Here is a 21764-nt window from a genome sequence, read left to right on the forward strand (position 1 = left end):
ATCCGTTTTTTTATCCGTGAATGGCCTGCTTATTGCCATAACTCCGGATCAGTTCACCTTCAAAATCCAGCCACTCTTTCCACCTTTTATCTACATCGGTATCAATGGTGTATTTGCGGGCAAAATTGAGGAACGTAGTATAATGACCAGCTTCAGACACCATCAGTTCGTGGTAAAACTTTGCGAGTTCAGGATCTTTAATATTTTGCGATAACACCCGGAACCGCTCACAGCTTCTTGCTTCTATCATTGCGGCAAACAAAAGACGATCGATAAAAGCCTGGTTCCTGCTGCCGTCCCTCTTGTTGAATTTAACTAACCTGCCTACATAATCATCCTTGCGCTCACGTCCCAGGGTGTATCCACGCTTTTTGATAATATCAACAACCATCTGGAAATGTTCCATTTCTTCGATCGCAATCGCCGTCAGCTCTTCCACAAGATCCATATGCTCAGAATTTTGCGTAATTAACGTGATTGCATTCGTCGCCGCTTTCTGCTCACACCAGGCATGGTCTGTAAGGATTTCCTCCAGGTTAGATTCTGCAATGTTTGCCCAGCGGGGGTCTGTTAATAGTTTTAATCCAAGCATGAGTTTCTGATAATTCTTTCTTCACAAAATTAGTAATAATTTAGACGAATGAACAAGAAGACTCTCCTCATTATTGGACTGGTATGGCCGGAGCCCCGCTCCTCTGCGGCCGGGACGCGGATTATCCAGCTGGCAGAGCTGTTCCTTGCCAGATCATACCAGGTGACCTTCGCGTCCGCAGCCTCAAAAGGTGAGTTTAGCTATCCTCTGGAAGAGATGGGCGTCGCTGAACAGGAAGTCAGGTTAAACGATACGGGCTTTAATACATTGCTAAAAGAACTGATGCCGGATATTGTACTTTTTGACCGCTTTGCAATCGAAGAACAATACGGCTGGCGGGTGCAGCAGGAATGTCCCGATGCGTTGAGAATACTGGATACAGAAGATCTCCATTGCCTGCGCCATGCACGGCAGCAGGCCATCAAAACCGGTAAGCCACTGGATTTGTTTACAGATCTTGCTAAAAGAGAGATTGCCTCTGTTTTACGCTGCGATCTTTCACTGATCATTTCTGAGTACGAAATGAACATCCTGCGGGAACAATTTCACGTCGATGCCTCTTTACTGTGCTACCTTCCCTTCCTGGAAGATGAGATCACCGAAAAAAAGATACAAAACTGGAAAGGATTTGAAGAACGTGAAGGCTTTGTGTTTATTGGCAATTATTTACATGAGCCCAACTGGAATACGCTTCAGTTTCTGAAAACCCGGATATGGCCGTTATTGCGTAAGAAACTTCCTGCTGCAGTGATGCATATATACGGTGCCTATGCAGCTGCAAAAGTGATGCAGCTCCATAATGCCAAAGAAAACTTCTATGTTCATGGCCGTGCCGGGGATGCAAGGGAGACCATCGCCGCCCATAAGGTATTGCTTGCGCCCATACAATTTGGGGCAGGTTTAAAAGGGAAGTTTATCGACGCCATGCAGTCAGGCACTCCTGCTGTAACCACTTCTGCAGGCGCCGAAGCCATGCAGGGAGAACTGGACTGGAACGGTGCGGTTACAGATGATCCGGCTAGCTTTGTTGATGAAGCCATCAGGCTGTATGAGGACAAAAACCTGTGGTTATCCGCACAGCGAAACGGCGCCCGGATGATCAATGAACGCTATGAAAAAATTAAACTGGGGGCTGTCTTTCTGGAAACAATTGATTCTTTGTTAATTAACTATAAAGCACACCGCAATCATAATTTCATCGGGCAGATCCTGCAGTATCAAACCCTGAGCAGCTCGAAATATATGTCTTTATGGATTGAAGAAAAAAATAAAAACAGCAGGGTTTGAACGCGCTGAAAATAGATTTAGCATTTAAGCGGAACAGCCTAATAATGACGATTATAGCTTATTAAAGCAGATATTTGATTAAAAAGACGCAGTGATGTTAAAATATCTTTGTATCATTGCGCCCTTGTACAAAGATATATTGATATGAAGATTATAGCTGTTATCAACCATAAAGGCGGCACAGGAAAAACAACATCTGCTCTGAATATTGGCGCAGGATTAGCTCGTTTGAAGAAAAAAACTTTGTTGGTGGATATCGATCCCCAATCCAACTTAACGGAAGGACTGGGATTAAGGGATGTAGAAACATCCATCTACGACAGCATTAAAAATGACAGCCCGCTTCCGGTAGAAACCATCTCAGAATATTTGGATATCGTTCCTTCTTCACTTGACCTTTTAGGGGCAGAGATTGAACTGGTATCGAGGCTTGGCAGGGAAACCATCCTGAAAAGATTGTTAAAGCCACTGGCAGGAAAATACGATTATGTACTGATCGACTGTGCGCCTGCCCTGGGAATGCTGACCGTAAATGCACTGGTTGCTGCGGACACGGTGATGATCCCGCTGGAAGCAGAATATTTTGCCTACAGGGGGATCGACCGACTGGTATCGATCATCTCAGATGTAAGGACGCATTACAATGAAGACCTGACCATTGGCGGCGTATTTATTACCAAGATCAATCCAAGAAGGGTAATCACAGAGCAGATCACCGGCAGTATCAAAAAGTATTTTAATGATAAGCTCTTTGATACTTCGGTGCGGATCAATGTCGCGCTGGTAGAAGCACAGCTGAAAGGAATAGACGTTTTTCAATACGCCCCCGCATCAAACGGAGCCATTGACTATTCCAATCTGGTAGATGAAATTTTAGTAAAAATATAAGATATGGCAAAGAAAAACTTAGGTGATATAGAGGATAACAACAAGAATTTAGGAGGAGTATCTGCCCTGTTCAATTCTCCGTTAAAAGAGACAAAGGAAACAAAACAGGTTTCAGTGCCTGAAGAAGAAATTGTCACCTACCCTCTCCGCATGAAAAAAAGTGCGCTGAAAGCGCTGAAGATTCTGGGCGCACAACAGGGGATTACAGTGAAAGACCTGATCATGTCTGTGATAGAAAAAGAATACGATCTCTGATTCAATTGATGATCAATGTATACAGATATCTGTATACATTGATCATCTTTTAGCAGTTCTGCCCTTAGTCTACGGTTAATGTTTTCTTATTTGTGGTGTTCACACTGAAATAGCCCAGTGCGTTGTTGCTGATATTTGAAGGAGGGTTTCCCGGTGTTACACCGCCCCCCGGGCCATTGTCCGTTTGCTGGCTCAGTGTAAACCAGTAGGTAAACACATCTTTGTCAATACACTGCATTTCCACTTCGGCAACATCGCCGGTTTTTAGCTTTTCATTGAGGTCGTCATCATAAAAAAGCGTCTCGGTAACTTCATTGCCATTGGTGAGCCTGTCATTGTCTGCATAAACAGTTTTGATCTGTACCCCATTTACTTTCATGATCCAGCGGTACTGGTTTACCTGATCTGCGGGGTCTCTGAAATGCGCTTCTACTGTTTTGATATCGTCGCCGCCAAAAGTGATGATTTTGATACTGAGCGTATCCAGTTTCACCAGCGAAGGCATCGTAGATGAAGCGGTGTAGGTGGTGTTTTTTGCAACTACTTTCATCGTATATTTATGACCGGTTTCAGCTTTTAAAGAAGGATAGGTATAGATTCCGGGTTTAGTTTCAGTGAAAGTCCATGTGTGGTTATCATCGTCTGTGACTACCACCTGCGCGCCTGTTACCGGAGGATATACATTGCTGTTGGTATACGGTACCGATTCTGTCACGGTGATCGTTTGAACACCCAGCTGATCGGTGATCATACCTTCGATCACCAGCTTGCTGGCAGAAGTATTCAGTTTCACATCGATTACCTTTTCACAGGAAGCAGAGCTGATGAGGATGCCCAGTGAAAGGCAGCTGTAAGTGATATATTTTAAGAGGAAGTTATAGTGTTGCATGACGTTTAGAATTTAAAATTGTAAGTAACAGATGGGATGATACCAAAAAGGCTGGTTTGAACGGCTTCCGTTTGCGTTGGATCGTTCTTTTTATCCCTGAAAGCTATCGAATACGGGTTTTTACGGTTAAGTGCGTTGTATACACCAAAGCTCCAGCTGGACTGGTATTTCTTTGTTTCTTTACCTTTTAAGGTGGCACTGAGGTCGAGCCTTGAGGTATAGGGCATCCGATTGGCATTCCGCTCTGTATAATAATAGGTAGTTAATCCCCCTACATTGTATTTCCCTGCCGGATAGGTTACTGCATTTCCGGTACTGTAGATATAGTTGGCAGAAAATGTCCAGCGCGGATTAAAGTTGTAAATCCCCACTAAAGCCAGGTCATGCGTTCTGTCCTGCTTTGCATTATAGTAGTTCCCCTCGTTGATCCCTTCAATCTTGCGCTCAGTTTTTGATAAGGTATAGCTGATCCAGCCCGTTAGCCTGCCCTTTGTCTTTTTAGCGTACAGCTCCATTCCGTATGCCCGGCCTGTACCATACAACAGTTCCGATTCTACATTGGCATTTGCGATTAGCTCAGCACCATCTTTATAGTCGATCTGGTTTTGCAGCCATTTGTAATACACCTCGCCGGAAAACTGGAAGGAGTTGTCCTTGCTGTTCCTGAAATATCCCAGCGCCACCTGGTCTGCCAGCTCAGGCTTGATGTTATTGCTGCTCATCACATACTGATCCGTAGGCGATCCCGTGTTGGCATTCGTCAAAATATGGATATTCTGTGTGTTACGGTTGTAAGATGCTTTTAGTGAAGTTTCATCGGTTAGGCTGTAACTGGCCGAGAAACGTGGTTCTGGATAGATATACGTCTTGAAAAACTTTCCTTTCCCGGCGGTTGCTGCCGAAGCCACTGCACCATCACTATCATAGGTATTAAACGTGCCGGGGCCCAGCAAAGAGAAGCCGCTCAGCCGCACGCCATACAGGATATTAAATTTATCTGTAAGTGTCCATTCGTCAGAAACATAGCCCGCAAGCTCCAGTCCGTACCTGTTTTCTACAGCTAAGGGGTTAAAGCTGGAATTGCCATTGGTGGTAATATCTGATGGGGCAATCCGGTGATGTATCGCCTGCGCACCAAACCTGATGATATGTTTGTTACTATAATATTGCAGGTCTTCTTTTACGTTGTAGTCCCGGATCATTGAGGTTACACGTGCATTGTTATCGGCATCCAGCAGCTCTACCGCATAATGGTACTTGTTATAGATGACCGAAGTATTGGAGAACAGTTTATCGTTAAACACATGGTTTAAGCGGATAGTGGCAGTAGTATTGCCCCAGTCGTTCGCAAACAGGTCTTTGATACCAATGTTATCCTGACCGAAATAGCCGGATACAAACAGCGTGTTCTTATCATCGAATTTATAATTTAATTTGGCATTGATATCATAGAAGTTCAGGGTATTGCTGTTCAGTGAAGAATCAGACGAGGCTTTTAGCAGAAGATCAATATAAGTTCTCCTGGCGCTGATCATAAAAGATCCTTTATCTTTCACAATCGGCCCTTCTACTTTGATGCGGGAGGCGATCAACCCGATTCCGCCTTCAGCGGCAAATTCTTTGTTATTACCATCCTGCATTTTCACATCCAGCACAGATGATAAACGTCCGCCGTACTGCGCAGGCATGCCGCCTTTGTAAAGGCTAACGTCTTTAATGGCATCACCGTTAAAGGTAGAGAAGAAGCCCAGCAGGTGCGATGAGTTATATACGACAGCTTCATCCAGCAGGATCAGGTTCTGATCGGAAGCCCCGCCCCTTACAAAAAAACCGGTATTTCCCTCACCGCCAGATTTTACACCGGGCAGCAACTGAATGGTCTTCAGCACGTCTTTTTCGCCAAAGAGCACAGGCAGGTTGTCAAGAGACTTCATGTCCAGTTTATCCAGGCCCATCTGCGGGCTGCGCACGTTCTCATTTTTGCGGTTTCTGGAAGTGATCACCACCTCGTTCAGATCCGCTTTGTTTGTGCCGAGGTCAATATTGAGTTTTAATGCGGCGTTGAGCGTGATCTTTTTGCTGAAGGACTGGTATCCGGTGTAACTTACGATCAGGTCGTAATCGCCACTGTTGCCTGTGAGCGAATAGAAACCGTACGCGTTACAGGAGGTGCCGAATGACTGCGTGGCGTTCTGGATTTTTACGGTAGCACCGATCAGTGTTTCTCCTGTTGCAGCATCTCTGATGGTTCCACTAATCGTAAATTTCTGTTGTGAAAAGGCCTGGGAAAACAGGCAGAGTAAGAAGATTAAAAACGGGTAACTCTTTTGTTTCATGAATAAAGTGTTTATGCAGGTATAATAATTCTTGACTATCAATTGTCAGTTTTAGATTGGCAAATGTGTTTGTTGTTTCATTATCCTTAAAACACACTAAAAGCAAAATACCCTTAGTCCTTCTGAATTTAAATTTGAATAGCGTCTGTGAGTTTAGACGACTGAGCTTGAAAAACATTTTAGGGAAACAATAATATACAGCGGCGCTGCTTCCCTTAATGCAGGGCAAGCTTCTGGTCATACGCCTTCTGTAAATCATCAAGTGCCGCATCATAACCGCGTCTGTCAATAAAAGCAGCGGGGTTATAGGCATCACCGGGCTGGTGTTTCTGATGGAGGCCAAACTGGCTGGCATGAGACGAAAGCCAGATATCAAATGAAAGATGTTTCAATGCGTTTAAGGTATACGCGTAATCTCTGGCAATTTCCGGATACGCTGTAACTTCAGCGAATTTTTTGTCGGTCACAATACTGGGTAAATTGGCAATCAGCACCCTGTAAGATTTTTGTTCATCTTTAACATCAAAGAGAAAGCTGCAGGAGCCTTTGGTATGCCCCGGATGATGCAGCATCACCAGGTTCATAGCGCCTAAACTTATGGTATCACCATCCTGTAACAGGCGGTCGGCCTTCAGCGGCTGATAGCTTCTGCCAAATCCGCCCAGCGCATAATCCGAACTGCCGCCATCGGCCATCACCGCAGCATCTTTTTCATCCACTGCCATTGCAGCACCGGTCATTTTTTTAATGGCTGCCATTGCGCCCATATGGTCGTAGTGCGCTTGCGTAGTGAGTAGTATCCTGATATCAGCGAACTTAAATCCTAAAGATTCTACACTGGTTTTGATCATTTTAGCCGAAGCAGCAAGCCCGGTATTGATCAGGATATGGCCTTTGGGAGTGGTGATCAGGTAACAGGCCAGATCATATGTCCCCACGTAATACAGATTGCCTGCTATACGAAAAGGGGCATATGGCCTGGACCATTCAGGGGATATATTTTGAGGCTCTTTAACTTTCTGTGCATTTGCGGCAAGGCAGATCAGTAAAAAGACCGGTAGTAGCAAGCTTATTTTTAAGGTACGTTTAAGCATATAAATAAATAAGAACGAAGATATGCTTTTTATGTAAAAAACCTCCCGTTCTAATGAAGGGCTTTCCTCACCGCCGGTGCAATTTCTTTGCCAAACACATCGATAGATTTCATCATATTGGCATGTGAAGGATCACCCACATCCATATGCCCGATAAAACGGGTAATGCCAAACAATTCGTGCATATACAAGATCTTATCTGTTACCTCGGCAGCATTGCCGATAAACAATGCACCGTCTTTTGAACGGCCGCCGTTATACTGCATTTTGGTATATGGAGGCCAGCCACGGGATGAGCCTACGCGGTCCATCTGCGAAGCATAATTCAAATAGTAGTCGTCTATCACCGTCTTGTCGTTGCTCACAAAGCTATGGGAATGTATACCAATCTGCATCTCATTCACATCATGGCCATGTCTCACATATTCATCTTTATAATACTCAACCAAAGGCTGAAACTGCTCCGGCCTCCCGCCAATAATCGCAAGCACCAGCGGCAAACCCAATTTCGCTGCACGTAAAACAGATTCCGGGGTTCCGCCTACTGCAATCCAGATCGGCAGTTTCCCATTGTTTGTAGCCCTTGGCAATACGGTCTGGTTGATCAGCGGGGCACGCAGGCTGCCTTTCCAGTTTACCACTTCATTGTTATTGATATTCAGTAACAGGTCCAGTTTTTCTTCAAATAACTGGTTGTAATCTTTCAGGTTATATCCAAATAATGGAAAAGATTCAATAAAACTACCGCGGCCAACAGCAATTTCTGCACGGCCGTTAGAAATCAGGTCGATCGTAGAAAAATCCTGGTATACCTTTACAGGTTCTGCTGAGCTCAAAACCGTTACTGTGCTGGCCAATTTTATATTTTTGGTAATGCTTGCTGCAGCGGCGAGCACAATCTCAGGACTGGAAACCGCATAATCCGGTCTGTGATGTTCACCCAGGCCAAAAACATCAAGCCCAACCTCATCGGCCAGTTTTATCTGCTCCAGAATTTCCTGCAGCTTTAGTTTTGCTTCTCTTGGTTTTCCGGTTGCCGGATCAAAAGATAAATCACCAAACATACCTATGCCTAATTCCATAATATCTATATTTTTATATCTCCAAAATTACTCATCAGCACTTAGTATGCCCTTGATGTATGGTAATTAATATCTTACACAAGCTTCAGCACAATTGAAAAACAAACTGATGAAAAAACTGTAGATTTAGGTGTAAAAAAATTAATTACTATGATCCGATCTACCTATAATAAAGCTCCGGCTATTTGTGCCACATTACTGGCCTCGGTATTTGCCCTCAGCAGTTATGCGCAAAACAAATCGCTGCCACCTGTAGAAACACAGGCAGCAAATACAAAATACAAGCCTGCTTTTGCCGGACAAACCCGGATTGGAGGGGTAAAAACAAAAACACCTCTATCCGTTTCTCTCATTAGTAAAACGTTAGAGCACCCCTGGGCAATCTGTACCCTGCCCGACGGACGTTTCCTGATTACCCAAAAAATGGGCACGATGTGTATCGTAACCGCTGCCGGAAAAACAGTAAAGACCATCACAGGCTTACCGGCAGTAGTAACCGACGGACAAGGCGGGCTGCTGGATGTAAACATTGATCCGCAGTTTGCTACGAATAAAATGATCTACTGGGATTATTCTGAGCAAACCGCAGGAGGCACGCTGCTGGCGATTGCCAAAGGAAAATTATCTGCCGATGAAAGTAAAATAGAAAACATCCAGGTGATCTACCGTGCTACCCCAGCCTACAAAGGAGCACTTCAGTTTGGGTCGCGCATTGTTTTTGATAAATCCGGGAACCTGTTTGTAACTACAGGTGAACGTTCAGGAGCTGACATCCGCATGAAAGCACAGGCACTTGATGCCGCGATCGGCAAGGTGATCCATATTACCAAAACAGGAAAGCCTGTTCCCGGCGGCCCTTTCGCAAACACACCAAATGCAAGGCCCGAAATTTATGCCTACGGACTGCGCAGTCCTGAAGGTTTGGCAATGAACCCTGTCACCGGCGAGCTATGGGAATCAGAATTTGGCCCACGCGGAGGAGATGAAATCAATATTATCCGCCCCGGCAAAAACTACGGCTGGCCGGTGGTAACCTACGGCCTTGAGTACAGCGGCGAAAAAGTAGGTGATGGTATCCAGCAAAAAGAAGGTGTACAGCAGCCTGTTTATTATTGGGACCCGGTAGTTTCGCCTTCAGGAATCGTGTTTTATAACAGCAATGTGATCCCTGAGTGGAAAGGGAATCTCTTTGTTGGTGGGCTCAGCAGTATGCACATTGTGCGGCTGGTGATCAAAAATAATAAAGTAGTGGGCGAAGAGCGATTGCTCAGATCTGAAAACGAACGTTTCCGTGCCCTCGCAGTTGGTAAAGATGGTGCGTTATATGCAGTAACAGACAGCGGCAAATTTTACCGCGTTGCAAAGAAATAAAAACTAAACTATCAGGCCGGAAAATACTCAAATATTTTCCGGCTTTTTTGTTTTATCACATTGCCACAACAATCATCTGTACCCTGATATTAAACCGTTGCATTATCTTTGCGCAAAAGCTGCAGGCAATGAACAGGCACAAAACGATAAGAACCATTTTTATATTCTTCCTGCTAATTATCCAGGTCGTCTTTATCTCAGAGATCCTGAAAGAGAATACCCATTCACTGGGAATCGTAGCTTCGATGATCATTCTCTCTATTCTGGTGCTGATCACCCATTTACGTGGAGAAATCCACCATAAAGACCATGCTTACGAACACGTCCTGGTAGCACTCTGGATACCCGCTGGTGCCTTTGTCACCTTTTACCTGAACCATTTTCTGAAACTTGGCCCGGTACTGTCTGCCGCCATTACCGGAAGCGCGGCCTCCTTCATTCCGAACCTCAGAAAGCAATCGCATTACCTGCAGCAACTCCCCGCTGCAATATATTGCGGCGCATTTATCGGTATGTCCAGCGCTGGTGTGGCACCAAACTTTTTGTTTATCACCACCGCCAGTATCTTTACAGCCATCCTGCTTATCATATCCAAGAATCTTTTTGCCGGTGTGGGCGGAAAGCTGGGCACACTCGCATTTGCAGGCGTGGCGATTACTTCATTTTTATATTTCCTGATCTCATCCTATGTATAACTTAGCCATTCTTTTTGCTGTAAGCTTTGTGAGTTCGGTTACTACATTTTATGCAAACGAACACCTGAAATATGGCCCGGTGCGTTCATCTGCAATGCTGTCACTGGCCGTTGGGCTCTTCTTTTATTTTTTTCCGCATCTGATGAACAGCTTTCTGGTAAAAAACATACCCATAGTATTTATTGGTGGTTCTTTTATTGGAATGGTTTCCTCACGGGTATTATCAAATTATCTTCTGATAGGAACCGCAGGACTGATCTTCTGCCTGATTTATATCAATACCAGCAGGTTCTTTAACGGATACGGCGGAGCGGTAGGTACAGCATCGGCCATTGCTCTTCTCGCTGTTTTAAGTCTCCCTGTGGTTACCAAAAGACACAGGCTGACCAACGGAATGATGCTGCTAAGGAAAACACTTTTCGGCAGTCCAAGACGGTAAAACTATACCTGATCATCTTGTCTTCAGTATAATTAAATTGAAAAACGCAGAGGCATCCACCATCTGCGTTTTAACTATTAACTGTTCTTAAACCTAATGAATAAGCGCTTTTAATTTCTTCTGTACTGCCTCTCCGCGGAGATTTTTTGCAATGATCTTACCGTCCGGGCCAACGAGAAAGTTTGCAGGCAGGCTTTTTACGCCATAGATATTAGCCACTTTCCCGGTGGTAGATTTCGGATCATTTAATTGCAGCCAGGGAAGTTTATCCTGGTCTACTGCCGTTAACCAGTTTTCTTTGGAACTGTCCATAGACAGGCCAACAATTGTAAATCCTTTATTTTGATAAGCCTGATAAGCTTTGATCAGGTTGGGGTTTTCTTTTCTGCAGGGCACGCACCAGCTTGCCCAAAAATCAATCAGCACATATTTGCCCTTGAAAGCGGCCAGGGAACAAAGTCTACCATTCTTATCTGCCAGGGAAAAATTAGCCGCAAGGGCCCCCGGATCTGTATTTATACTGGCGTCAATAAAGGTTTTGATCATTTTACCATAATTGCTTTGTTGAACAGCAGGGCTGAGCGTCTTATACCCCTGATCAGCTTTGTCCCTGTCCGGATAGGTAACATACAGCTCATAAACAGCAATTGCAGAAGCAACATGTGCTGGATAAGCTGCAACAAAGCGGGCTAGAACACTGTCTCTGAATAAGCCTTGCCGCGCGGCAAATACACTGCGCGTTCTCTTATCATTTTCTGTATTGCCCGTTGGTTTTGGCCTTGTACCTGGAAAAGAATATAAAGAGGCTTTGTATTGCGTTAATAAATCATTTTCCCCGGCACCTGAAACCTTGAGTTCATAAAACCTGCTGAGTGCTCCGCTGATCTGAATACTGCTTTGATCCAGCAGGAATATCCGTATTTGCTGGTTTATGGAGTTGGAAAGCGTACAGAGTACCGATTCCGGAATGCGGATATCTTTTGATATCATTCCATGATCTGCCCTAACAGAATCTTTGTATACAGCATCATTTAGTTCATAAGAAAACGTTACTGTGCCCGTATTCAGTCCGGCAATATCTGCTGTTATATGCGCAGGTTTCTGCGCATATAAATCAGCAAATAACACGAAGCATACACTAAAAACTACTAAAAACTTATGCTTATTGTTCATCGGTAAAATCTCTCTTTTTCAATAACCTTTGTTAGTAATTTAATCCCGGGATAGGTGACTCTGTCAGGATCTTATTCAGCATCTGCTTCAGATAAACCAGGTGCATTTTGCTGTCCTGATCTGAGGTCTTTGCAATTGCAGCACTGATATCCGTACGCAGATCTTTCAGATGCTGTAAAGCAAGTGGCTTCACATTAGAGTACAGCAGGATTTCTGTTGGGGTAACCCCTGCCAGAATGTTATCCAGGGATCCCTGTAACGCAAACCGCTTGTTGTACATGGTAATGATACTGCCCACATACATTTTCTGCATCGTCCTGCGGTATGAATCGATAGGTTTTCCTGTTTTCAGCTCAGTGAAAATACCACTTTTGAGGTCGTTCAGCCATTGTTGTGGTGAGTAGGCCCCTTTGCCATAGTCGCGCTGGTTCACCATCATACGGTACAGGCGGCTTTGTGATGTTACTGAGGCCACCACTTCCTGCTGCAGTTTTTCCACCGCATTGGAACCAAAACCCGGTTCTATTTTGTTTAAAATCTGCGGATCCAGCAGCCATTTTGGAGTAGCAAAGATCTCCTCATTGAAATATCTGATCGCTTCTTTCTGCTTCGCCAGGCTTACAGGTTTATAGATTGCACCAGATTGCTCATAAGTTTTTGGCGTTACCATTACACCGCCCAGGTTTTTAAGCACGTGGAAAGCATATCGGGAGTACTGCCCTACAGCTTCATTGTACATTTCCTTTAGTTCTGTATAGTCCTCACCATCTTCTCTCGTCCAGTTGATCAGCTGCGGAACAATCCGCTTTAAATTTTTGATCCCATACTGGCTGGCCCTGATTGCATCATCGCCCAGGTCTTCGGCCTGTGAACGCGGATCGTAATCCCTGCCCTCGCCGCCAAACCAAAGTCTTTTGTTTGAAGCCAGGCTGTCGATCGTTAGTTTATTCAAAATCTTTTTCTCTGCTTTGGCATCAGCTGCATCTAAAACAGGCTTATATCCCCATTGTATGGCCCATTTATCATAATCATTGATACGTGGGAACAATCCTTTCTCAGAGATATGATCCTCTGGCTGTGCTACATAATTAAATCTTGCATAATCCATGATCGATGGTGTATGGCCGTGTGCTTCTACCCAGGCCTTATCCCGCAATTTTTCTACCGGCACAGTGCTGCTGGCACCCATATTATGGCGCAGGCCCAGCGTATGCCCGATTTCGTGTGAGGATACAAACCTGATCAGCTGGCCCATCAGCTCGTCATCAAATTTATTTTTGCGGGCCCTTGGATCAACAGCACCGCACTGGATCATGTACCACCTGTGCACCAGCTTCATTACGTTGTGGTACCATCCGATATGGCTCTCCATAATTTCACCTGTGCGCGGATCAGCGATATTGGGCCCGTAAGCATTTTGCGTGGGCGAAGCAAAATAACGGATCACAGAGAAACGTGCATCATCAAGGCTCATCGTGGTATCCTGTTCCGGCCACTCTTTACCTACAATGGCGTTCTTAAAACCAGCCTGTTCAAAAGCCTTTTGCCAGTCGTTCACCCCGGCGATCAGGAAGGGGCGCCATTGTTTCGGCGTTGCCGGATCGATATAATACACGATCTGCTTTTTAGGCTCTACCAGTTCACCTCTTCTGAACTTGTCCATATCCTCATCCTTTGGCTCTAACCTCCAGCGGTGGATAAATGCTTCCTGCTCTACTTTTTGCTGGGCATCAGCAAATTTATAATAGCTGCTTGCGAAAAATCCAACACGGGCGTCAAAATAACGTTTGCGCATCGGCTTTGCCGGCAATAAGATAAACGACGTATTCATACCCAGCGTAACCGTGCCCGACTGCGTGGCTGCAGGTAAACCACCTCCGGGACCTCCGGAAGGAACAGCCGAATATGTTCTGATCGTTTTAATTTCCGTATTGATCGGAAAACTCTTTACGCTTTCAATGTAAGACCTGTCGGCCGCCTGCGCACCCAGAGAATAAGATTTCTTATCAGCAGGCTCAAACGACATCAGGTTATTTTCAGCCAGCAGGAAATCAGTTACATCGATCACCACACCGGCAGAATCCCTGGATTTAGCCTTCACAGGAAATGCTGCGATAATCGGGTTAAGGTTAGAGCTCGCCACTGCCCTGGAAATCATATCTGCAGAATCAGCTATGCTCACCAGCGTAGAAACCTTTAAAAAGAGCTTATCATTTGGCCCTTTCTCCCAGTACACGGTATGTTCTGCAACTTCTTCTCCGCCAAAGTTTCCTGCGCCGGGTGTAGATTTACTTAACCTCAGCACTGTCAGGATGTCTTTATTAAGCAGGCTGTCTCCTATTTCAAACAGGTAACGGTCTGCTACTTTATGCACTGTGAACAATCCCTTTTGTGTTACTGCTTTTGCTGTAACCACATCTTTATAAGGTTTGATTGGGTTTTTAAGTGAATCTGCCTTGGTTTTTGCCGCCGCAGCAGCAGCCGTAGCAGCAGTTGTTTTAGCCGGCGCTTTTTTCTCTTCTCTGAAGACACTGCAGGACTGTGAGGTTGTGCCGAGCAAGCCGATGGCCAGGGCCAGGTAAAAATACCTGACCTTAGATTGGTTTTTGTTGTTCATGTTGTTATTTAATAACCTGGATTTTGAGTTAGATTGTAGTTTGCATCAATTGCTGCCTGTGGTATAGGCAGGAGTTTGGATTTAGGCGTGTAACTTGTTTTTAAGGCACCCAATACCGCATCAGCCTCTCCGGTACGTTTTAAATTATACCAGCGGTAAGCCTGCTCGCAGAAAAATTCCTTACGGTTTTCCAGTGCGATGGCAGTCAATAATGTTGTTGCATCGGTAGAAGTAGTTAAGGCAGCCGCAGCCCGTGTTTGTATCGCATTCAGATCTGTGAGTGCACCAGAGAGGTTGGTGCCTGTTCTGGCCCTTGCTTCGGCACGGATCAGGTACTGCTCAGCAAGGCGCATTACAATTTGAGATTCGCTGATCCCTGCTGCTGCGGCCAGAGGCTGTGTACGGTATTTATATTTGAATGGAAGGATGTACGTGGTGCCGGATAAAGTAACATTGCTCATCCAGTTGGTCCTGCGGAGATCTGTAGACGCGAACAGTGCTGCAAATCTGGGGTCCAAACGGTAGTTAAACGTAGTCACACTGGTAAGTGAACTTGGAATGAACACTGATGCCTCAACGGTATACTGGTTGGTGTTCAGCAAAGGCGGAGACATCTCCCAGATACATTCTGTATTGTCCCTTACAAATACCCCGGTAGCCATCGCAGTTCTGGGAACCAAACTATACAGGGTAGATGCAATAACCTCTGAGGCATTGGATTCTGCAGCAGCATAATTGCCGCTAAACAGGTATACCCTGGCCAGCAAAGCTGTCGCAACAAATTTATTCACCAGCGTACGGTCGTTAGACGAGGCAGTAGTTACGCCCGGATATACAGCGCCCAGGTTTGCTTTCGCATCCGTCAGATCTGTGATCATCTGTGCATAAATAGCAGCGGTGGTTGTTTTGGGTAAAAATGCACTGATAGCAGGATCTGTAACCAGTACCAGGGGAACTTCTCCAAAAGTATTTACCATGTGAAAATAGCAGTAGGCACGTACAAGTTTGGCTTCGGCAATATATTGCTTTCTCAGTGATTCTGTAGTACCGGAGGTATTTTGCAAACCTTCTATAATTGCATTTGCACGATAGATCTCTGCATACCAGTCTGAAAATATGGAAGCCTGTGAAGTGCTCAGGGCAGTGTAGGAATTGTTATTAAACTCCTGTAAAGCGGCAGTTGTTGCGATGTACAGCAGATCATCGGCCTGGAGAGAACTGTATGTAGTGAGATTTTGCGACTGGGTAGCTGTTGCAGCTAAAGAACTGAACATACCGGATCTTGCCGCCGTGGCTAGTTTATCGGATGCAAATACCAGGTTGGTAGTTACCTGGTTCAGCGGCGGATCAATATCCACTGTTTTTTCACATCCCGAACTGATTATTATGGTGAATGCCAGCAGGCCGGCTATGATATGATATATCGATTTTGACATTTGATTAACGTTAAAAAGTAAATTGAAAACCACCGGTTATGGTACGTAATGGAGGAGTAGCGATACTCTGTGATTCCGGATCAAAGCCTTTATACTTTGTGATCGTAAACAGGTTCTGGGCCTGGGTATAAATCCTTAAAGTTTGTCCGCTGTTTTTTCCCAGCCATTTAGCAGGTAAGGTATAAGACAGGTTTACGTTTTTGAGCCTGATAAAAGAGGCATCTACCAGAGAAGCATCGGAGGCAGTATAATTAGAATATGCCGTATAAGAGGCTGCACCCGCAGTACCGCGTGTACCTGCAGAAACCAGATAATCCTGAGAGCCCAAAGCCAGGTACTCATTTACTACACTTGCTGCGGCATTGCTAAAATATCCCGGAGGATAGTTAGAAGAAGCCAGGAGGCTTCTGCCCATCTGTTTCACAAACTGGAAAGTAAAATCAAGGGTAACACTTTTATAATTCAGTGTATTGGTTAAACCACCATAATATTTAGGGTAAGAAGTTCCGGCATAATAGCGGTCTCCCCTGCCCGTGGCGGCGAAACCTGTATTGACGGTTCCAGAGTTGTTAAAGTCTGTAAAGGATGGCAAGTTGGTAGCCGGATTAATACCTGCATACTGGTAGAGGTAGTAGGAACTGATCGGGTTGCCCACAATATAGGTTGCATAATAAGATGATTTCTCGATATCGGGAAATGACAAAAGCTTATTACGGTTTTGACTGATGTTGAAAGAGGAGGTCCAGCTAAAGATTTTGTTTTTGATATTCGTGCTCGTCAGAGACAGTTCCCATCCCGAGTTCTGAACCGTTGCCGGCAGGTTGCTCAGATATCCGGTAAAACCGGCCTGGGAACTTGTGGTAAGCGTAACCAGCTGATTGCTTGTCCTGTTACGGTAATATCCTCCACTCAAGGAAAGACGGTCTTTAAAAAAGGCAAGATCCAAACCTATATCCAGTTTTTTGGTTTCTTCCCATTTATAATCGGGATTGGGCAAACGCGTGGGATTTAATCCTGTAGAGCCGCCATACACATAGGTAGAAGCAGCATATGTATCCAGATAACCGTAGTTATCAATCTCATCACTACCTACAATACCGTAACTGCCACGCAGCTTACCAAAGCTAAACCAGCTGAACTTATCTTTCAGCGCTTTCTCTTCGGAGAAAATCCAGGCAGCACCGGCAGATCCGAAATTACCAAACTTGTTATTAGGGCCAAACCTTGAAGATCCATCCCTCCTGAAATTCAGGTTTACAACATATTTATCCTGCAGGTTATAGTTTACACGGCCAAACAGAGACGCATATTTATAGTCGACAGATCCGCTTGAAGTAGAAACTACACTCGCCGCAGTCACGGTTTTCAGGAAGTCGTCAGAGGTAAAACCCGATGCACTGATATTGTAAGGCATCCTGGACTGTTTGTACTGGTAAGATCCACCGGCCAGCGCATTCAAAGTACCTTTCCAGATTTTGCTGGTATAAGTAATCTGTGGTTCTATGATCGTATTATTGGTATAGTTATATACGTAAGATGCTGTACCGGCAGTATATCCTGAATAAAGACTGGGGTTTAATGAAGACAGCGGCCTGGCTACAGTTTGTGTCATATCAGTTTTGCTGTAGCCCAGGTTTGTTTTGATATCAAGTCCTTTCAGCAGGTTATATTTTAAATTCAGGTTGGTGAGCAGGTTGGAGGTACGGTTATCATTGCTTTGATTCAAATAACCCAGCGGATTACTTACAAAGCCATCCCAGTTTAACGCACCGGTTGAGGTGTACAGCGGAAAATTGGGAGGAAGAATATAGGCCCAGGTGGCGAGGTCTGTACTCGCGATGTTATTTTTATCTGTAGAATATATGGCAGACAATGCCAGGTTAAAGCGCTGATCGAATGAAGAATGGTTTAAGTTAAACTTTCCGCCCCCACGCTGGTATCCCTGGTTCCCCGGAAAAATATTACCCTCTTTATGGTACGTTCCGCTCAGGAAAAAGTTTGTTTGTGTATCGCCACCAGACATGCTGGCATTTACATCATTGGTTTTTGCCGTACTGCCAAGGAACATCCGCTGGAAGTCGGTATACCCGTTCTGGTCCCAGACCAGCAGATCCGGCGCAGAAGTGGCCGTCGGCACTGCCGGATTAGTAGTATTATTGGCGAAAGCTTTTGCCCTCAGCGCCAGGTACTGCTGTGTTCCTACCATCTCTACAAAGTGTGACACCTCAGAAATCCCTGAAGACGCATTTACACTGAATTTTGTTCTTCCCGGCCTACCCTTTTTTGTGGTAATCAGCACTACGCCATTGGCACCTCTTGAACCATAGATAGAAGTTGCATCGGCATCTTTTAAAACCTCAATGCTTTCGATATCCGAAGGGTTGATAGAGTTTAACGGACTTGTTGTTCCTTCAGCCGAGGGTAGCCTGCTGTTGGACGCAGAGGTTACACTGTAAGTTGCTGAGTTGATCGGCTCAGACAAATAAGGTACCCCATCAATAAGATAAAAGGGACGGTTGGGTTTAATTCCATTTTCACCGATTGAATTTACTCCTCTGATCTGTACGGTAATTCCTGCACCGGGCAAACCATTGGATTGAGTGATGGTTACTCCAGCCATGCGGCCGGAAAGGGCCTGTAATGCGTTGGTAACCGGCTGATCTTCTATTTGTTTTGCAGAGATGCCCACCTGCGAGCCCGTGTTTAAACGGCGCGTAACGGTACCATAACCAATTACCTGCACCTCGTCAAGCTTTGCGGGATCGGGAACCATATTTACGGTTAAAGTAGGAATACCTGTGATTTCAAGTGTTTTATAACCCAGATAAGAGATCACCAAAACCGGGAACTCATCACTGGTAGCGATATAAAATTTTCCATTATTCCCGCTTAGGGTGTAGCGGGTAGTCCCTTTTACCTTGATGCTCACTCCCGGCAAAGGCTGACCGTTTTCGTCCAGCACCACGCCATTAACGGTAATCGTAGCAAAAAAGCCTTTAACCTTATCCAGAAAGCCTTTTTCCTGAATGATCACAGTCTTATTTTGTATGGTATAAGTAAGAGACTGATTAGCCAGACAATTTTTTAAAACATCATTGAGTTCTGCATTGTTAACATTGATATTAACCGGTGTGGCTTTGGATATCAGATCCTGGTCGTACACAAAATCATAGCCTGTTTGTAACCTGATGGTTTTAAACACTTCGGTAAGATTTGCGTTTTTACGGTTAATAGTAATTTGCTGGGCCAGTGTGGTTGCACTTACCTGCATCATTGCGGCCAATAATAGAAACGTAGTGATACGCATGATCAGCAAAATTTGTCGGACAGGGCGAGAGCGCCTACCCGGATTGTTTGGGTAAAATTTGTACATTTGTTAGGGTTTAAAGTTGAATAGTCTGCGAATGATTTGTGGCTTTAGAATCCGTTGACCAGAGGTGTTCGAGCACTTCTGGTCTTTTTCCAAAGACCACGATATTTTGTTTATTTGGTTACCGTGACCCTCCTTCCCTCTATCTTAAAGTGAACTTTTCCTGTTTTCTCCATTACTTCCAGAATGGACGATATATTTTTAGATCTGGATATCCATCCTCCAAGGTTTAGCTTTTCCGGCGCATCTTCGGCATAAATCACCTCCACATCATACCAGCGGGCAATCTTTCTCATGATGGATCTGAAATCGTTATGTTCCAGAATAAAATCCCCGCGCTGCCAGTCGGTATAATCCTCTGCGTTTACTGCTGTAACCTTTACTGATCCGCCCTGAACTCTTGCCTGCTCACCGGGTTTCAGCACGGTATGATCATTTATTTTCACGCTGCCCTCCAGTAAAGTTGTTTTAGCGGATGTCTCATTGTCGTACGCATTCACGTTGAAATGTGTACCCAGCACTTCGATTTTCTGATGCGCGCTTTCTACAATAAAAGGTATCCTTTTACCCTCGTCAGTAATTTTGCTCACTTCAAAATAAGCCTCACCGCTCAGTTTTACGGTACGTACCGAAGCAACTGATGTTGGAAAAGTTAATGAGGATGCGGCGTTCAGCCAAACTTTGGTGCCATCAGGCAGGTTAACCAGATATTGCCCGCCTGCGGGCGTAAGCACGGTATTGTATTCCGTTTCAGCGCTGATGTTTTCCTGTTCAGGAACGGAATAAACGATTTGTCCGTCTGCAGTTTTGGAAATTGACACACCTGTCTGATCAGCGAGATGTCCGCTGTTGGTTTGATCAAGATTGATTTTTTGTCCATTGGCCAGTATCAGCACGGCTTTGTCCTTCCCCGGTTTAAGGTCTGCACTTGCAGGAAGGTTGGTCAGATCAGATGACGGGTGGCTTTGCCTGTATATCAAAATGCCAGATAATGATATGACGACCAGGGCGGCAGCAGAAATCAGGGGAAGCAATCTTGTAAGCTTCCTGCGCTCGTACCGATTCGGATTTATTAGTTGATGTGCGGAATTAACATCTGGCTCTAAATGGGTATTATTCTGGGAAACCAATGCATGCCTGGCTACTACTTCCCAAACTTCCCCGGTACCCTTTTCCAAAAAGGAATCCGACAGCCGGGGAGCGTCCTTGCTGTTCCAGTTCACATAGGCAGATTCCAGCCAGGCTTGCTCCTCTTCCGAAGCTTCACCGGCTATATACCTGTCTAACAACTGTCTGAATTTTTCTTCTTCCATTACTTATATCATAGGGTTGATATATGTAATACAATCACAGAAAGAGGATTGGGGATATGAATTTAATATTTATTTTATATTGAGATAATATAGCACAAACCAAACCAGTCCAATCTTATTTTTCAGGATCCGTACAGCTTTTTTCATCTGGTCTGCACTCGTAGACTCGGTAATACCCAAACGGGCAGCCACCTCTTTATTTGAAAGATGTTCTTTCCTGCGCAGTTCAAATACGGCCCTCATCCTTGGCGGGAGGTTGGCGATCTCCGCTTCGATCATTGCAGAGAATTGTTTTTCACGGATGAGTGTATCTGTATAGATACCGCTGTCTGCGTTTACCTGGGTAAACGTTTCAGCATAGGCACTAACCCTGCTTCTGCTTTTGATCAGGTTAAAAATTGTATTTCTGAGCGCAATGAAGAGATAGCCCGCCAGGTTATTTCCCTGTTCCAGCGAACTGCGCTTATCCCAGAATTTCATGAACATCTCCTGCAGCACATCCCTTGCATCACTTTCAATCCGAAGTTTATTATAGGCATGAGCGTACAATAGCTGGCTATACCGGTTGAATATCTCGGTAAAAGCAAGATGATCATCGTTTTTTAAACGAAATAAGAGATCATCATCGGTCATTTTCTCATAAGTGATGCCAGAGCCAGTCATTCCGTTCCTAATATTGAGTCATTTCACCTGGGTGTGGCATAATAGAAATCAAAAATAACATTTTTTATCAATTGAAAGCGAAATGATAAGATGATCATCGCTTCCTGAGGAATTTACCGCATATCTGCGTGGCGAGCCCAGGTAACGCAACTGTCAACTTATTACAGTTACTGGTTCGGAAAGCTGCATCTGTAAATTTTATTGAACAAATTGCCTTAAAAGTTATTAACTTATTATCCATTGTTGATTGAAACATGGAATTAC

The 21764-nt window shown here is 44.7% G+C and carries 17 protein-coding genes; 6 read left to right on the forward strand and 11 right to left on the reverse strand.

Translation table 11 applies throughout. The features are described 5' to 3' along the window. Window positions 1-10 precede the first annotated feature (10 nt). Complete coding sequence (gene miaE, locus FN831_RS02445) at window positions 11-592, reverse strand: tRNA-(ms[2]io[6]A)-hydroxylase (protein ID WP_142526594.1); 582 nt, start codon at window positions 590-592, stop codon at window positions 11-13. A 48-nt stretch (window positions 593-640) separates the two neighbouring features. Between miaE and FN831_RS02450 the strand changes: the two genes are divergently transcribed. From FN831_RS02450 to FN831_RS02460, 3 genes are all read left to right on the forward strand, one after another. Continuing rightward, the gene (locus FN831_RS02450; RefSeq protein ID WP_142526595.1) at window positions 641-1879 is read left to right on the forward strand and encodes a glycosyltransferase family 4 protein; all 1239 of its coding nucleotides are present in this window, start codon (window positions 641-643) and stop codon (window positions 1877-1879) included. Between the two features lie 144 nt (window positions 1880-2023). Beyond that, window positions 2024-2767 (forward strand): ParA family protein, encoded by a 744-nt coding sequence (locus FN831_RS02455; RefSeq protein ID WP_142526596.1) that lies wholly within the window; start codon window positions 2024-2026, stop codon window positions 2765-2767. 3 nt (window positions 2768-2770) lie between these two features. Continuing rightward, window positions 2771-3022: a hypothetical protein gene (locus FN831_RS02460; RefSeq protein WP_142526597.1), complete on the forward strand. Its 252-nt coding sequence runs from the start codon at window positions 2771-2773 to the stop codon at window positions 3020-3022. Between the two features lie 64 nt (window positions 3023-3086). Here FN831_RS02460 and FN831_RS02465 read toward each other — a convergent pair whose 3' ends face one another. The 4 genes from FN831_RS02465 to FN831_RS02480 all read right to left on the reverse strand — a co-directional run bounded on the left by FN831_RS02465 (window position 3087) and on the right by FN831_RS02480 (window position 8423). Continuing rightward, window positions 3087-3911 (reverse strand): DUF4249 domain-containing protein, encoded by an 825-nt coding sequence (locus tag FN831_RS02465; RefSeq protein WP_142526598.1) that lies wholly within the window; start codon window positions 3909-3911, stop codon window positions 3087-3089. 5 nt (window positions 3912-3916) lie between these two features. Beyond that, entirely contained in the window at window positions 3917-6247 is a 2331-nt protein-coding gene (locus FN831_RS02470) for a TonB-dependent receptor (RefSeq protein WP_142526599.1), read from the reverse strand. Between the two features lie 215 nt (window positions 6248-6462). Then, window positions 6463-7341: a subclass B3 metallo-beta-lactamase gene (gene bla / locus FN831_RS02475; RefSeq protein ID WP_142526600.1), complete on the reverse strand. Its 879-nt coding sequence runs from the start codon at window positions 7339-7341 to the stop codon at window positions 6463-6465. A gap of 50 nt (window positions 7342-7391) precedes the next feature. After that, on the reverse strand, window positions 7392-8423 hold the full coding sequence (locus tag FN831_RS02480) for an Atu2307/SP_0267 family LLM class monooxygenase (RefSeq protein WP_142526601.1): 1032 nt from the start codon (window positions 8421-8423) through the stop codon (window positions 7392-7394). A 150-nt stretch (window positions 8424-8573) separates the two neighbouring features. Between FN831_RS02480 and FN831_RS02485 the strand changes: the two genes are divergently transcribed. The 3 genes from FN831_RS02485 to FN831_RS02495 all read left to right on the forward strand — a co-directional run bounded on the left by FN831_RS02485 (window position 8574) and on the right by FN831_RS02495 (window position 10928). Continuing rightward, window positions 8574-9794: a PQQ-dependent sugar dehydrogenase gene (locus FN831_RS02485; RefSeq protein WP_142526602.1), complete on the forward strand. Its 1221-nt coding sequence runs from the start codon at window positions 8574-8576 to the stop codon at window positions 9792-9794. A 128-nt stretch (window positions 9795-9922) separates the two neighbouring features. After that, the gene (locus FN831_RS02490; RefSeq protein ID WP_142526603.1) at window positions 9923-10489 is read left to right on the forward strand and encodes a hypothetical protein; all 567 of its coding nucleotides are present in this window, start codon (window positions 9923-9925) and stop codon (window positions 10487-10489) included. After that, window positions 10482-10928, forward strand: a complete 447-nt coding sequence (locus tag FN831_RS02495; protein ID WP_142526604.1) for an SRR1 family protein — start codon at window positions 10482-10484, stop codon at window positions 10926-10928. The genes FN831_RS02490 and FN831_RS02495 overlap by 8 nt, the downstream gene beginning before the upstream one ends. Before the next feature lie 93 nt (window positions 10929-11021). Here the strand turns inward: FN831_RS02495 and FN831_RS02500 are convergent, their stop codons facing one another. From FN831_RS02500 to FN831_RS02525, 6 genes are all read right to left on the reverse strand, one after another. Continuing rightward, window positions 11022-12101 (reverse strand): TlpA family protein disulfide reductase, encoded by a 1080-nt coding sequence (locus tag FN831_RS02500; protein WP_142526605.1) that lies wholly within the window; start codon window positions 12099-12101, stop codon window positions 11022-11024. A gap of 31 nt (window positions 12102-12132) precedes the next feature. After that, entirely contained in the window at window positions 12133-14718 is a 2586-nt protein-coding gene (locus tag FN831_RS02505; RefSeq protein ID WP_142526606.1) for a zinc-dependent metalloprotease, read from the reverse strand. Between the two features lie 8 nt (window positions 14719-14726). Further along, window positions 14727-16154 (reverse strand): RagB/SusD family nutrient uptake outer membrane protein, encoded by a 1428-nt coding sequence (locus tag FN831_RS02510; RefSeq protein ID WP_142526607.1) that lies wholly within the window; start codon window positions 16152-16154, stop codon window positions 14727-14729. A 10-nt stretch (window positions 16155-16164) separates the two neighbouring features. After that, entirely contained in the window at window positions 16165-19461 is a 3297-nt protein-coding gene (locus FN831_RS02515; protein WP_185960356.1) for a SusC/RagA family TonB-linked outer membrane protein, read from the reverse strand. 176 nt (window positions 19462-19637) lie between these two features. Next, entirely contained in the window at window positions 19638-20837 is a 1200-nt protein-coding gene (locus tag FN831_RS02520; RefSeq protein WP_142526609.1) for a FecR family protein, read from the reverse strand. Between the two features lie 69 nt (window positions 20838-20906). Next, window positions 20907-21500, reverse strand: a complete 594-nt coding sequence (locus FN831_RS02525) for an RNA polymerase sigma factor (RefSeq protein WP_142526610.1) — start codon at window positions 21498-21500, stop codon at window positions 20907-20909. Window positions 21501-21764 lie beyond the last annotated feature (264 nt).

It is taken from the genome of Pedobacter westerhofensis, from assembly GCF_900182595.1.
Classification (GTDB): Bacteria; Bacteroidota; Bacteroidia; order Sphingobacteriales; family Sphingobacteriaceae; genus Pedobacter; species Pedobacter westerhofensis.